This is a genomic window from Qipengyuania polymorpha (assembly GCF_019711435.1).
In the GTDB taxonomy this organism is placed as follows: Bacteria; Pseudomonadota; Alphaproteobacteria; order Sphingomonadales; family Sphingomonadaceae; genus Qipengyuania; species Qipengyuania polymorpha.
The window spans coordinates 361,931-376,783 of sequence record NZ_JAIGNK010000002.1; the positions used below are offsets into that span (position 1 = coordinate 361,931).

General features: G+C 62.7%; 7 protein-coding genes. 3 read left to right on the top strand and 4 right to left on the bottom strand.

Annotated features, from left to right (window positions below; all coding sequences use genetic code 11):
* Positions 1-107 precede the first annotated feature (107 nt).
* Both K3152_RS07105 and K3152_RS07110 read left to right on the top strand, forming a co-directional pair.
* Entirely contained in the window at positions 108-1,307 is a 1,200-nt protein-coding gene (locus K3152_RS07105) for a pyrophosphate--fructose-6-phosphate 1-phosphotransferase (protein WP_282098347.1), read from the top strand.
* A gap of 64 nt (positions 1,308-1,371) precedes the next feature.
* Positions 1,372-1,971 carry an SDR family oxidoreductase gene (locus tag K3152_RS07110; protein ID WP_221573414.1) on the top strand — a complete coding sequence of 200 codons (600 nt, stop codon included), beginning with the start codon at positions 1,372-1,374 and terminating at the stop codon, positions 1,969-1,971.
* A gap of 82 nt (positions 1,972-2,053) precedes the next feature.
* Here K3152_RS07110 and K3152_RS07115 read toward each other — a convergent pair whose 3' ends face one another.
* Both K3152_RS07115 and K3152_RS07120 read right to left on the bottom strand, forming a co-directional pair.
* Positions 2,054-2,839 (bottom strand): SDR family NAD(P)-dependent oxidoreductase, encoded by a 786-nt coding sequence (locus tag K3152_RS07115; RefSeq protein WP_221573415.1) that lies wholly within the window; start codon positions 2,837-2,839, stop codon positions 2,054-2,056.
* A 27-nt stretch (positions 2,840-2,866) separates the two neighbouring features.
* Complete coding sequence (locus tag K3152_RS07120) at positions 2,867-4,039, bottom strand: acetyl-CoA C-acetyltransferase (protein WP_221573416.1); 1,173 nt, start codon at positions 4,037-4,039, stop codon at positions 2,867-2,869.
* A gap of 366 nt (positions 4,040-4,405) precedes the next feature.
* Between K3152_RS07120 and K3152_RS07125 the strand changes: the two genes are divergently transcribed.
* Entirely contained in the window at positions 4,406-7,396 is a 2,991-nt protein-coding gene (locus K3152_RS07125) for a TonB-dependent receptor plug domain-containing protein (RefSeq protein WP_221573417.1), read from the top strand.
* 859 nt (positions 7,397-8,255) lie between these two features.
* Here the strand turns inward: K3152_RS07125 and K3152_RS07130 are convergent.
* Together K3152_RS07130 and clpB are read right to left on the bottom strand one after the other, a co-directional pair.
* Entirely contained in the window at positions 8,256-11,795 is a 3,540-nt protein-coding gene (locus K3152_RS07130) for a TonB-dependent receptor domain-containing protein (RefSeq protein ID WP_221573418.1), read from the bottom strand.
* Between the two features lie 377 nt (positions 11,796-12,172).
* Positions 12,173-14,749, bottom strand: a complete 2,577-nt coding sequence (gene clpB / locus K3152_RS07135; RefSeq protein WP_221573419.1) for an ATP-dependent chaperone ClpB — start codon at positions 14,747-14,749, stop codon at positions 12,173-12,175.
* Positions 14,750-14,853: the final 104 nt, after the last annotated feature.

Here is a 14,853-nt window from a genome sequence, read left to right on the forward strand (position 1 = left end):
GGATGAGGGGTAAGCGTAGGCTTGCCGGTAGGAAAGCGCCGCCTTTGCATTCGTAGTCATTCGAGGCGGCTCTGGCCTTCGTCCCCTACCCTTGCCACAAGTCCGCCATGGGAGAGAAAACCGTAGCCATGCTCACCGCCGGGGGCCTTGCGCCCTGCCTGTCCTCCGCTGTCGGGGGGCTCATCGAGCGGTACAGCGAAATCGCGCCCGATGTGCGCATCGTCGCCTATCGCAACGGCTATGCCGGCTTGCTGACGGGCAACTTGATCGAAGCCACCGACGAGGTGCGCGCCAATGCGGGCCGCCTCCACGCCTTCGGCGGCAGCCCCATCGGCAACAGCCGCGTCAAGCTCACCAATGTCGAGGACTGCGTGAAGCGCGGTCTGGTCAAGGAAGGCGAGGACCCTCTGGCGGTGGCCGCCGAGCAGCTGAAGCGCGACGGCGTCGACATCCTCCACACCATCGGCGGGGACGACACCAACACCGCCGCCGCCGACCTGAAGGCGCATCTTGCGGCAATCGGTTCGGACCTTACCGTGGTCGGCCTGCCCAAAACCATCGACAACGACGTCGTACCAATCCGCCAGTCATTGGGCGCATGGACCGCTGCCGAGCAGGGCGCGCTCTATGCCCGCAACATCATCGCCGAATTTTCCGCCAATCCGAACATGCTCATCGTGCACGAAGTGATGGGCAGGAACTGCGGATGGCTGACCGCTGCCACTGCCCGCGCACACCATGAATGGGTCGGCACCGCGCCGTTTGCCGAATGGGTCGACAATGCCGCCGCGCGCTGGGACGTGCACGGGGTCTATATCCCGGAACGTGCTTTCGATCTGGCAACCGAAACCGAACGCCTGCGCGGCATCATGGACGAACATGGCGGGGTCAACCTGTTCGTTTCCGAAGGGGCCGGCGCGCGTGAAATCATCGCCGAGATGGAGGCTGCAGGCGAAGAGGTCCCCCGCGATGCCTTCGGCCATGTGAAGCTCGACAAGATCAATCCGGGCCAGTGGCTGGCGGACCGTTTTGCGGCAGAACTGGGCGCGGAAAAGGTGCTGGTGCAGAAGAGCGGCTACTTCTCCCGCTCGGCCCCTGCCAACGCATCGGACCGCGAACTGATTGCCCATTGCACCCGCCTCGCCGTCGATGCTGCGCTCGAAGGCACCAGCGGCGTGGTCGGCCATGACGAGGAGCGCGGCGACGATCTGCGCGTCATCGAGTTCGACCGCATCAAGGGCGGCAAGGCGTTCGACGTGACGCAGAGCTGGTTCCGCGAATTGCTCCAGGACCTCGGCCAGGCCTGAGCCTGGATTACGCGAGGAACAGGCCCGCCTGTGACCGGTTCATCCGGCAACACAGGAGACAATCATGAAAATACTCGTCGCCGGAGCCACCGGCAACACCGGCACGCGGCTGGTCAGGGAGCTTCAAAGCCGCGGCCATGACACCGTTGCGCTGGTCCGTTCATCTTCGGACACCAGCGATTTGCCCGAAGATGTCACGCTTCGCGAAGGTGATCTGACCGACCTTCAGGACGACGTCACCGACGGCTGCGAAGTGGTGATTTTCGCCGCCGGGTCGGGCGGCGACACGAGCGCAGAAATGACCGACAAGGTCGACCGCGATGGCGCTATCAAGCTCATCGACATTGCCGACAAAAGCGACGTTCGCCGCTTCGTGATGCTGAGTTCGGTCGGCGCGGACAATCCCGACCCCGACAGCGACCTTGCGCATTATCTCGAGGCGAAACACGCCGCCGACGAACACCTGAAGCAAAGCAGTCTCGAATACGCCATCCTGCGCCCGGTCGCGCTCACCGATGACGGGCCGACTGGCTCGGTGATGCTGGGCGATGACGTCGACCCCAAGGGCAAGGCGGCGCGCGGCGATGTGGCGCAGTTGCTCGCCGACGCGGCCGAGCAGGACGAGTGGACCGGCTCGATAAAGATGATGGAAACGGCCTACTAAACGGCCTCGACCAAACGCAAAACGCCGCCCGTTCCAAGTTTGGGGCGGGCGGCGTTTGCTTGTTCAGGCGAACTTGCGGCGCTTAACGCGGCGCCATGCGGATTGCGCCGTCGAGACGGACGTCTTCGCCGTTGAAATAGTCGCACTCGATCATGGTCATGGCGAGCTGCGCGTATTCGCTCGGATTGCCGAGGCGCTTGGGGAACGGGACCGAAGCGGCCAGCGCGTCCTTCACCTGCGGCGGGGCAGCGTTCATCAGCGGGGTGTTGAAGATGCCCGGCAGGATGGTGTTCACGCGGATGCCCTCATTCATCAGGTCGCGTGCGATGGGCAGCGTCATGCCGATCACGCCGCCCTTCGATGCCGAATAGGCGGCCTGGCCGATCTGGCCGTCTTCACCGGCCACCGAGGCGGTGTTGACGATCGCGCCGCGCGCGCCGTCGTCGTTCAGCGGGTCCAGCGTCATCATGCCCGCTGCCGATTTGGCGATGCAGCGGAAGGTGCCGATGAGGTTCACCTGGATGACGAATTCGAAGGCCTGCATCGGGAAGTGGCTGATTTCGCCGGTCTGCTTGTCGCGCTTGGCGGTCTTGATGGCGTTGCCGATGCCGGCACAGTTGACGAGGATGCGTTCCTGTCCGTGCGCTTCGCGCGCCTTGGCGAAACCGGCGTCGACGTCCTCGTCGCTCATCACATTGACCTTGCAGAAGATGCCGCCGATGTCCTTGGCGACCGCCTCGCCCTTTTCTTCGTTCATGTCGAAGATGGCGACCTTGGCACCCTTGGCTGCGATGGCGCGGGCGGTGGCTTCACCAAGGCCCGATGCGCCGCCGGTGACGACTGCGGGGGTATTGCTGCTGACTTCCATTTCAGATTTCCTCTCGAATGGGGATAATTAAAGCGCCTCTACGATAGTGACGTTGGCGACACCGCCGCCTTCGCACATCGTCTGGAGGCCGTATTTCTTGCCGCGCGCCTTCAGCGCGTGGACCAGCGTGGCCATGAGCTTGGTGCCCGATGCACCCAAGGGATGGCCGAGCGCAATAGCGCCGCCGTTGACATTGAGCTTTTCCGGGTCCGCTCCGGTGTGCTTGAGCCATGCGAGCGGCACGGGCGCGAAGGCTTCGTTGACTTCGAACAGGTCGATGTCGGAAATTGTCATTCCCGCCCGCTCCAGGGCGCGGTCGGTCGCGAACAGCGGCTCTTCGAGCATGATGACCGGGTCGCCCGCAGTGACAGTGAGGTTGTGAATGCGCGCGAGCGGCGTGAGGCCGTATTCCTTGAGGGCTTTCTCGCTGACCACCAGCACCGCGCTCGACCCGTCGCAAATCTGGCTGCTCGAGGCGGCCGTGATGGTGCCCTCGGGGCTCAGCAGCTTGACCGACTGGATGCTTTCAAGCGTCGCGTCGAAACGAATGCCCTCGTCCACCGTGTGCATCTCGGTGCCTTCGGGCGTCTCGATCTCGACCGGCACGATTTCCGCCTCGAACGCGCCCGCACGGGTGGCTTCGATGGCCTTCTGGTGGCTCGCCAGCGCGAAGCGGTCTAGGTCGTCCTTGGTGAAGCCGTGCTTCTTGACGATCATCTCGGCGCCCATGAACTGCGACCACTGGATACCGGGGTATTTCTCTTCGAGACCGGGCGATTTGTAGTTCCCCAGCCCCTCCTTCATGTGGAACATCGCGGTCGAGCCCATCGGCACGCGGGTCATGCTTTCGACCCCGCTGGCGATGACGACATCCTGAGTCCCGCTCATCACCGCCTGCGCGGCAAACTGGATGGCCTGTTGCGAGGAGCCGCACTGACGGTCGATGGTGACGGCAGGAACGCCTTCGCCCAGATGCTTCGAGGCAAGGACGGCGTTGCGTCCCACCTGCATCGCCTGTTCGCCGCCCTGGCTGACACAGCCCATGACGACATCGTCGATCGCTTTCGCTTCCAGCCCCGAACGCTCCATCACGGCGTCGAGAGACTTGGCCGCGAGGTCGACCGGATGCACGCCGGCAAGCCTGCCTCCACGGCGTCCGCCTGCGGTCCTGACGGCTTCGACGATATAGGCTTCGGGCATGGAGAATCCTCTCTGGGTAGATGTTGCCGTGGGCCTATTTGCGCTTTCCGTTTACGTCAAGGGGAGGTCGCATGTTGCAGCGTCGATCCGTGCATAGGATTGCACAAACGCCTTAACCTTCACGATAAACCGTTTCCCCCGCAATTTTCCTGCGTTCGTAACGCTTGTGACTAAATGGCAACACCGCCACGGAGTCTTGCCTCTTTTGTTACAAAATCTTTGCGTTTCGGGGCGCGCTACAGGCAAATGCCCTCATCCGCAGGGGGAAGCGCCATCAGTGCGTCCAACAGCGGGAGGTATCTCAAGAAACCTCCATTGCCGGATGAACCGGTGTGGGGGCCTTGGATTAAAGAGGAAACTTATCACATGAAGATGCATAGCAAGCTCAAGCTCGCTGCAGCGCCGACCGCGCTTGGCATCGCGCTCATGGCCCAGCCGGTCATGGCGCAGGATGTCGAGGACGATACGGTAGCCGACGCACCGGAACCGATCGTTGTTACCGGTTCGCGTATCCAGACGACCTCGTTCGACACGGTCGCACCGGTTACGGTCATCGGCGAACAGTCGATCGAATCGACCGGCGCCGTCAACATCCAGGAAACGCTGCTCCGTGACCCGGTCATGGGTACGCCGAGCTTCTCGCGTACGAACACCTCGTTCAGCACCAGCGGCACCGGCCTCTCGACCGTTGACCTTCGCAACCTCGGCATCAGCCGCACCCTGATCCTCGTCGACGGCCGCCGTCACGTTTCGGGTGTCCCGGGTTCGTCGGCAGTCGACCTCAACGCCATTCCCACCGCGCTCATCGACCGCGTCGACATCCTGACCTCGGGTTCGGGTTCGGCAATTTACGGTTCGGACGCTGTGGCCGGCGTCATCAACTTCATCCTCAAGGATGACTTTGAAGGCTTCGATGTCGAAGGTTCGGCTGGTGTTACCGAAGTCGGTGACAGCCCCGAGTACACCCTTGGCGTGACCATGGGTTCGAACTTCGCAGACGGCCGCGGTAACGCGACGCTCTTCGCTGGCTACAGCTACGAAGGCACCGCCTACCTGCGTGACCACAAGACCGAAGCAGGTCCGTCGGAACGCGACAGCCTGAGCGCTCTCTACTTCGGTGGTGACTACCAGGACGTCGTCGAGCCGTTCTACTCGAGCTACTCGCCCTACGGCACCTACTTCACCGACAACTACTCGTTCACCTACGCTCCGAACGGCGTGCTGCAGGGTTGTACCACGACCAACGGCACCACCTGTACTTCGGGTGACGGTGTTTACAGCGGTGTCGGCCCGACCGGCTTCAACCGTACCTTCTTCCGCTATCTGGCCGCACCGACGGAGCGCTTCATGCTCACCGCCAATGCGACCTACGACATTGCGGACAACCACGAGTTCTTCCTGCAGGGAAGCTACATCAACACCGCAGTGGAATCGAACGTCGAACCGTTCCCCTTCGCTTCGGCTGATGCATACTCGGACGGTCAGATCCCGATCGAAACCATGCTCGACGACGGCACGATCTTCCGTAACCCGTTCGTTCCCGATGCCATCTACAACGATGCCAGCGACACCAACGGCGACGGCCTTCGTGACATCTATGTCACCAAGCGTCTGACCTCGTTCGGTCCGCGTAACGCAAGTGCAGATCGCGATACCTTCCGTATCGTTCTCGGCATGCGCGGCGACATCACCGATAGCTGGAACTACGAAACGTTCTTCAACTACGGCAAGACCAAGCAGATCCAGCTCGGTACCGGCCAGATCAACACCCCGGCCCTGCGCCAGGCACTGGCGATCATCCCCGATCCCAGCGATCCGACCGGCACGACCTTCATCTGTGCCGATGCTGCTGCACGTGACGCAGGCTGTCAGCCGGCCAACATCTTCGGTCGTGAGTCGCTCTCGCCCGAATCGCTGGCCTACCTTGAAGCTCCCACGAGCTACAACGCTGACGTCAGCCAGATGCAGATCGGTGCCTTCGTTGGTGGCGACCTGTTCGCTCTCTACAGCGACATCGACCCGATCCAGGTTACGACCGGTGTCGAATACCGTAAGGAAGAATCGTCGTCGGTTTGGGACGTGCTTTCGCAGCGCGGCCTGAACGCAGGTAACGCCCTGCCGCCGACCGTCGGTGAGTTCGACGTCAAGGAAGCCTACATCGAAGGCAAGATCCCGCTCATGCAGGACTCGTTCCTCTATGACGTGTCGATCCGCGGCGCTGCCCGTATTTCGGACTACAGCACCGTTGGTCAGACCTTCAGCTGGAACGCTGGCGGTGAAATCGCGGTTACTCCGGATCTTCGCTTCCGTGCGATGTACGCCGAAACCGTTCGTGCACCGAACATCAACGAGCTGTTCGCAGGCCTGAGCCAGACCTACCCGACCCTGACCGACCCGTGCTCGGGCGCGACGGATGACGGTTCGGTCCTCGGCACCGCCTGCTTCGCCGACCCGGGTGTCCGCAACAACGCGGCAGCCAACGGCGGCGTGTTCACGCTGAACGGCACCTCGGACGTGCAGGGCGTCACCGGCTTCGACGGTGGTAACCCGCTCCTGAACGAAGAAACGGGTAAGACCTTCACCGCTGGTGTGGTCCTCAACCCGACCTTCATCCCGGCGCTTGAAAACCTGACGCTGACCGTCGACTACTTCAACATCGAAGTCGCCGACTACATTCAGCCGACCAGCCGTCAGTTCATCCTGAACCAGTGCTACACCGAAGGTAACACGGCACTTTGCGACCAGTTCGTTACGCGTCGTGAATTCGCCGAAGGTCCTTACAGCGCCGGTTCGCTTGACGAGGTTAACACGTCCTCGCTCAACTCGGGTGGCCTGAAGACCGAAGGTATCGACGTCAAGGTGAACTACAACACGGGTCTCGGCTTCATCAACGAAGACGCCGACCTGCGTATCAGCTTCGCCTACACCCACCTGATCGAGCAGTACATCGACCAGCTGCAGGACACGGACGAAGAGCCGCTCGACCTGCAGGACGGCGAAGTCGGCTACGCCAAGGATCGTTTCACCTCGCAGGTCTTCCTCGGCCTTGGTGACGTGACCCTCGCAGCAACCGGCACCTACTATGGTCCGTCGTACCTCGACGACCAGCTCACGGGTGTGACGCGCTTCGACGAAGGCTACGAAGACTATCGCTGGCACGATGAGTTCTACCTGGACCTCCAGGCACGTTGGAACGTCACCGACCGCCACGAATTCTACGTCGGTGTCGACAACGTCACGGACAACTCGCCGGTCTATGCTGGTGGCCTGATGGTCGCCGGTATGGAAACCGACACGGGTACCTACGATCCGCTGGGTCGTCGTTACTACGCCGGCTTCAAGATCTCGCTGGACTAATTTCCAGCCGATCATTGGCTAAAGAAGAAGGGCGGGGAGCAATCCCCGCCCTTTTTTCGTGCAAGGGGCGCGCAGGCGCGGGTGCCGCACACCTCCCCTGCCCGCCAACAGCATGACCTGCTGCGCTTGCTGACCACCTTCTGGCATGGGACCTTCCGGCCTCCCCACCGCCGCTGGGCAAGATCAGACCACTCGATATAGTCATCGGTGGCGCACAGGCGCGCTGTCCACCCGCTGCATTCGAGGCGCGTGATCATGTCAGGGACTACTTTGGGGAGCTCCTGCGAAGGGTGAATCCTCTAACGGGGCAGCAGCCCACAAGGCCTCTCACACCAGCATCAGCCGCCGCCCCCACGTCCAGTGCTGCTCTCCATGGCGGGCGAGCGCGCATTCGCTTCCTATCCAGGCCCCACAGGGCTTGTGCACCGTGTTTCCGATGCCAGGCGAGCAACCTCGCCGCCGTTGCTTCGTCGGCAGGCCTGACAAGCGATGTCCGCGAACCCGCAACCGCACCGATAGTGCGCAGGATGCCGCATTCAGGCCTGCTCCCGTCTTCGCGGATACGCCGCAAAGCTGATCTCGAGCGTCGTGCGCCAGCCCTCTCGCGGACCCGCTCTGGGCGCGCAACGCCAGCCGCGAACAGGCTCCCCCCCCCCTGCCAGCTCGAAGGATTGCTCGAGCGCTCACTATCAAGGCCATTCCAGGTCGACCGCCCGGGGGCCATCGAACACGAGGCGTGGCAAATCGCCGCTGTATCGCAGGGCCAATCCCGCGACCGCCGCCGGTCTACCTCGAGCACACAAAAAAGCGGCCCCGCCGAAGCGGAGCCGCTGTTTGTCAGGCTAATGCCTGGTTCGGTTTAGAAGCGGAATTCTGCCGAAGCGAAGAATTCACGGCCGTCGAGGTTGTACGTACCACCCAGCGGGATGTTCGAACGACACAGGCCGACTTCACGGCAGTCGACGCGCGGCGGAGCCGTGTCGAACAGGTTCGAGACACCGAAGCGCAGGGTGAAGTCGTCGCCGTTGTAACGGATCGAAGCAGCGTGCTCGAACCAGTCGTCTGTCCAGCCGATGCCGCGACAGTAGACGCCGTCACCTTCGACAACACCGTCAGGGTTGCCGTCCGCGTCACGCGAACCGCCACCGGTACAGGTCTTGCCTTCGAAGTCGGGGATGCCGTTGCCGTTTTCGTCGATGAACTCACCGTCCGGGCCGTAACCGAAGGCATCGGCGAACTCGTCGCGGAATTCTTCGGGGACGCTCTGCTCGCCGACCCAGCGGGTCTGCCAGGTGAACAGGAAGCGACCGACTTCGGCGGTGAAGGTACCGCGGCCAGCCCATTCGGGAAGACCGAATTCGCCTTCGTCACGATCGTAGAACGCGTTGCCATCGAAATCGAGGAACGTGGTGCTGCGCTCGATCAGGTGGTTGGCGCGCAGGTCGATGCCGAGGTCGACGACCTGGCCACCGAGTTCGATTTCCTTGTCGACAGCGGCGTTGAAGTCAGCACCGCGAACCGCCTGCTTGTCGAGGTTGACGAAGCCAACCGTGCTCGACGTGAGGAGGCCAAGGCTACCGGCCGAGGCCGGGTTGTCCTGGAGACCATCGCAGAACTGGCTGCGGGGGCCTTCACGCTCGTAACACTCCGAAACCGCCAGCGCCGGGCTGAGTTCGACCACCGAATCGTCGATCTTGATGTCGTAGTAGGAACTCGACAGCGAGACGTCGAAGCCACCGAAGCTCTGCTCGAAAGCGAAGCCTGCGGTAATCGAACGCGAGGTTTCCGGCTCGAGGTCGAGACTACCGGTCTGGTTGACTTCGAGGCTGGCGATCTGGGTGACCGAAAGCACGCGACCGTTCGGGTTGATACCGATGCTGGTCGGATCGCGACCTTCACGAACACAGTTCGCGAGGACGAAATCCTCACGTGGATCGAGGGTCGGATCGTAGGATGGCTGCGTACCGGCCGGCGAACCTGCCGGGACCACGAAGGCCTCGGTCGGGATTGCGCAGGGGTCGATCACGCTGAGGAAGCCCGTGGTGTTGGTGAGGAAGTTCTCACGCAGGTTCGGTGCGCGGAACGACGTACCATAGCTGAAGCGCAGCAGCAGCGGATCCACCGGACGCCAGCCAGCCTTGATCGAGTAGGTCCCGGCCGTGCCGTAGAATTCCTCGTCGGTCAGACGGGCAGCCAGGTTCAGACGCAGGTCGCGTACGAAGGGCTTGTCCGCCTGCAGCGGAACGTCGACTTCGGCGTAGGCTTCGCGGATCCACTTGGAACCCGTGGCGCCCTTGTCCGAGTTGAAGTTCAGCCACAGGCCGTTGCCGGTGACGAAGTTGGTCGTCGAGTCGATCGAGTCTTCGCGCCATTCGACACCGACCACGGCACCAACCGGACCGGCGGGCAGTTCGAACAGGTCACCCGTTGCGAAGGCCGAAAGGACCGTCTGCTCGTAGGTGGTGTCCGACGAACGCACACCGAAGAGGTAGTCGCGCTCTGCCTGCGTGGCGAAATCACCGACAGCATAGCCAAGGATGGTCGGCGAGAAGAGGTTCACCGGCACACAGCCATCGAGCAGATCGGGCGAAATCGTGTCCGGGTTGGACAGGATCGAGGTGTCGCACGGCGTGCCTGCGGCCGGATAGCCGAACAGCGCACCGTAGGACTGGGTCGAGTCGAATTCGTCGGCAATGCCGTCACCGTCGTTGTCGACCACGCCGTCGCCATTTGCGTCGCGCGTCGGGTCGATACCCAGGGCGAAGGCAAGCTTGTCTTCGCGCAGGCCGACAGCCGAGGACTTACCGATCGACTTGGTGTAGGTACCGGCGACTTCGAAGGTCCAGCTCGGCGAGATGAATGGAAGGTCGCCGCGAACACCGAGCACGCCGCGATACTGTTCCATGTCGACGTCGTAATTGTTGCGGTCGCCACGGATAACACCGCGGGCAGCAACCGGTCCGTCGATCAGGAACGGATAGAACGACAGTCCGAAGTTGAACTGCGTCGAAGCGTCGAAACAGTCGACGCCGCTCGGCTGGTACGGGTTACACGGGTTGAACTGGTTCGTTGCGGGAACCTCGATCTGGTAACCGATCGCGCGGTTATCGACCGATTCGATATCCACCTTGGTGAACAGGGCTTCGAAGAAGGGCGTGATGTTGGCATCGCCGCCGAGTTCGTACTCACCGTAAGCCATTACGTTCCAGCGCTGCTGCTCCGGCTGGAGCTCGAGGTTCTGGAAGGTGCCGTTGGTGCTGAAGTCGGAGTAGATGATGTCCGCGATGCCATCACCGTCGGTGTCGGTGTCCTGGCCGAAGAACGTGCGCGATTCCGTGAAGTTCGGAACGCCCGTGTTGCTCTCGCCCGGGGTGTAATAGATGACGCCGAAATAGTCCTGCGTCACGATACCGCCGCGGAGGCCGTAGCCCTGGCGGCTACACTCGTTGTCGGGGCGGGTGATGGTGCCGCCGCTGTCGACCAGCGTGTCGACGCGGTCGCTGACTTCCGCAGTGCGGATTTCGCCCGTGGTGGTTTCTTCATATTCGGTCGTACAACCGGCAAGGAAATCACGATCGCGCGAACGGATGCGCTCACGGAAATCGTATTCGGCGCCGATGCCGAAGAAGCCGCGGTCGAAGTTCTTACCCCAGCCGGCTGCGACCGTGTAATCGTCGCCAGCGCCTTCGGGATTGTAGCTGCCGCTGCCGTAAAGCTCGAGGCCGTCGAAATCCTTCTTGAGGATGACGTTGACCACACCGGCCACGGCGTCCGAACCGTAGACCGACGAAGCACCGTCGAGCAGCAGGTCGACACGTTCGATCAGCGAGGACGGCAGGAGGTTGATCGACGGCGCAGTCGGCGAACCACCCACACCCGAAGGTGCGAGACGGCGGCCATTGACCATCAGCAGGGTGCGGTCGGCACCGAGGCCGCGCAGGTTGACCGTCTGGTTACCCGGACCGTTGTCGAGCACGTAGCCGGTGAAGGTCGAGTCGATCTGCGTACCCGTGGCAGCTTCGTCGCGCTGCAGGATCTGGCTGGGGTCGAAAAGGCCGGCATCGTTCGCGCGGTCGGTGTTGATCACCTGCAGCGGCGAGATACTCGAATAGGCGTCGGGACGGCGGATACGCGAACCGGTCACGATGATCGCGCCGTCGTTCTGCTGGCCGGTGGCGCCGGTGTCGGTCACATCGACGACATCGTCGGTGTCGTTGGCATTGTTGGCAACACCATCGGGGCCGGGCGTCTGGACAACGCACTCGTCACCGACGAACTCTTCGTTCGCGGCGCAATCTTCCGGTGTCTCCTGAGCAAAGGCCGAACCGCCGGTGGCGATGGCAAGGACCGATGCGGAAAGCGCGAGCCCCTTCAATTTCGTGTGATTAATCTTTCGCATTTCATACTCCAGTCGCGACAACTGGAACTGCGACCGCCAACCCATCACACAGATGAAAACCACACACCCCTAGCTGCGCGGTTACCTGTTACGAAATGTGAGGTTGACTATGACCCCAGTCCCAACAGACGGAGTGATGCGTTAACCCTTGTCCCCTGTCAAAGGAGTCAGGTTGAATTCAGGGTGGCTGTTGCGAGAATCCCACAATTTTTGGTGTAGCGTCCTTGGCGAAAATTGCTTCAGGCAAGATTCGAATGCCCTGCACCCGGGTGCGGGGCATAAAATTACGCGAACGCGAGACCTCGCTTCATGCCATTCGTATGCGGCGAGGCGAATCGGCGCGCATGCCGCGCGCCGATTACGCCGTCATTACAGGGTCAGGCGATGCTCATTGCTAGCTCGCCATCGCCCTCGTCGATCGTCACGGTCGAGCCGTCGGGCACCTTGCCCGAAAGGATCATGTCGGCGAGCGGGTCCTGCACATAGCGCTGGACCGCGCGTTTCAGCGGACGTGCGCCATAGACCGGGTCGTATCCCACCCGGCCGAGCCACTTCTTCGCGGCGTCCGTGAGGTCGAGCTCGATCTTGCGGTCCTTCAAGAGCTTCTGCACCCGCGCGACCTGGATATCGACGATCGGCGCCATGTGCTCCATCGCGAGGCGGTGGAAGAGGATGATCTCGTCCAGCCGGTTGAGGAACTCGGGGCGGAAATGTCCGCGCACAACATCCATCACCTGCGGCTCGACATCTTCGACCTTCTGGTCGTCGTCCATATTGGCGAGGTATTGGCTGCCGAGGTTCGAGGTGAGGATGATCAGCGTGTTCGAAAAATCGACCACCCTGCCCTGCCCGTCTGTCAGGCGCCCGTCGTCGAGCACCTGCAGCAGCACGTTGAAGACATCGCTGTGCGCCTTCTCGACCTCGTCGAACAGCACAACCTGATAGGGCCTGCGCCGCACGGCTTCGGTCAGCACGCCGCCTTCCTCGTAGCCGACATAGCCCGGAGGCGCGCCGATCAGGCGGGCGACCGCGTGCTTCTCCATGAATTCGCTCATGTCGATGCGGACCATTGCCTGGTCGTCGTCGAACAGGAAGCCTGCGAGCGCCTTGGTCAGCTCGGTCTTGCCGACACCCGTGGGGCCGAGGAACAGGAAGCTGCCGAGCGGACGGCCCGGGTCCTGCAGGCCTGCACGCGCACGGCGCACGGCCTTGGATACGGCATCGATGGCCTGCGTCTGGCCGATGACGCGCTTGGAAAGAATACTCTCCATCTCGAGCAGCTTCTCGCGCTCGCCTTCCATCATCTTGTCGACCGGGATGCCGGTCCAGCGCGAGACCACGCCGGCGATGTCGTCCTCGGTGACCTCTTCCTTCAGTAGCGCATTGTCGGTGTGGCCGCTGGCTTCCTCGAGCTTTTTCTCAAGCTCGGGGATGCGGCCATACTGGAGCTCGCCCGCCTTCTGCAGGTCGCCTGCGCGCTGGGCCTGTTCCAGCTCGATACGCGCCTGGTCGAGTTCTTCCTTCACGCGGGCCTCGGCGTGGATCTTGTCACGCTCGTTTTGCCAGCGGGTGGTGAGCTCGGAGGACTGCTGCTCGAGTTCGGACAGCTCCTTGCGCAGGTTTTCGAGCCGCTCCTTCGAAGCGCTGTCGGTTTCCTTTTGCAGCGCCTGCTCTTCGATACGCAGCTGGATGATGCGGCGGTCGAGGCCTTCGATTTCCTCGGGCTTCGACTCCACTTCCATGCGGATGCGCGAAGCCGCTTCGTCCATCAGGTCGATGGCCTTGTCGGGCAGGAAGCGGTTCTGGATGTAGCGGTCGGACAGGCGCGCGGCGGCGACAATCGCGCCGTCGGTGATGCGCACGCCGTGGTGCAGCTCGTACTTGTCCTTGATGCCGCGCAGAATGGACACGGTGTCCTCCACGCTGGGCTCGTCGATATAGACCGACTGGAAGCGCCGCTGCAGCGCCGGGTCCTTCTCGACATACTTCTGGTATTCGTCGAGCGTGGTCGCGCCGATGCAGTGGAGTTCGCCGCGGCTGAGCGCAGGCTTCAGGAGGTTGCCAGCATCCATGCTGCCCTCCGACGCCCCCGCGCCGATGAGCGTGTGCATCTCGTCGATGAAGAGGATGATCTGGCCCTCTGCACCCTTCACCTCGTCGAGCACGGCTTTAAGCCGCTCCTCGAACTCGCCGCGATACTTCGCGCCAGCGATGAGCGCGCCCAGGTCGAGCGCCATCAGCGTGCGGCCCTTGAGGCTGTCGGGCACGTCGCCATTGGCGATGCGCAGCGCGAGGCCTTCGGCAATCGCGGTCTTGCCGGTGCCGGGTTCGCCGATGAGGGCGGGATTGTTCTTGGTGCGGCGGGCGAGGATCTGCACCGTGCGGCGGATTTCCTCGTCGCGCCCGATGACGGGGTCGAGCTTGCCGTCGCGCGCTGCCTGCGTGAGGTCGCGCGCGTACTTCTTCATCGCGTCATAGGCGTCTTCCGCGCCCGCGCTGTCGGCGGTGCGGCCACCGGTCGCTTCCTGAATAGCGGCTTCCAGCGACTTGGCGTCGATGCCCGCTGCCTTCAGCGCGCGGCCTGCCTCGTTGTCTGCCATGGCGAGAGCCTGGAGGATGCGCTGGACCGGCACGAAGCTGTCGCCGGCCTTCTCCGCCAGCTGCTCGGCCTGGTCGAGCGCGCGCACGGCGTCATTGTCGAGGCCCGGCGTCTGCTGCGCCCCGCCGCCCGACACTGCCGGAATCTTGCCCAGCGCCGTGTCGACTTCGGTTATCGCCACACCCGCATTGCCGCCCGCGCGCTGGATGAGCTGAGCGGCCATGCCCTGCTCGTCGTCGAGCAGCGCCTTCAGCAGGTGCGAAGGCGTGATGCGCTGGTGGTTCATGCGGATTGCGACCGTCTGCGCGGCCTGCAGGAAGCCTTTGGCGCGGTCGGTGAACTTTTCGAGATTCATTCAAACACCCCTGACTGGAATTATGCCTCGAATATGGTGTTGCGATAATGCAACACAAGATCTCCCCGACGTTTTTTGTCGAGGTGTGTTAGTCGCATATAGGG

Coding starts and splice junctions, on each gene's coding strand:
- K3152_RS07105 (WP_282098347.1), top strand. CDS start 108: ATGGGAGAGAAAACCGTAGCCATGCTCACCGCCGGGGGCCTTGCGCCC.
- K3152_RS07110 (WP_221573414.1), top strand. CDS start 1,372: ATGAAAATACTCGTCGCCGGAGCCACCGGCAACACCGGCACGCGGCTG.
- K3152_RS07115 (WP_221573415.1), bottom strand. CDS start 2,839: ATGGAAGTCAGCAGCAATACCCCCGCAGTCGTCACCGGCGGCGCATCG.
- K3152_RS07120 (WP_221573416.1), bottom strand. CDS start 4,039: ATGCCCGAAGCCTATATCGTCGAAGCCGTCAGGACCGCAGGCGGACGC.
- K3152_RS07125 (WP_221573417.1), top strand. CDS start 4,406: ATGAAGATGCATAGCAAGCTCAAGCTCGCTGCAGCGCCGACCGCGCTT.
- K3152_RS07130 (WP_221573418.1), bottom strand. CDS start 11,795: ATGCGAAAGATTAATCACACGAAATTGAAGGGGCTCGCGCTTTCCGCA.
- clpB (WP_221573419.1), bottom strand. CDS start 14,749: ATGAATCTCGAAAAGTTCACCGACCGCGCCAAAGGCTTCCTGCAGGCC.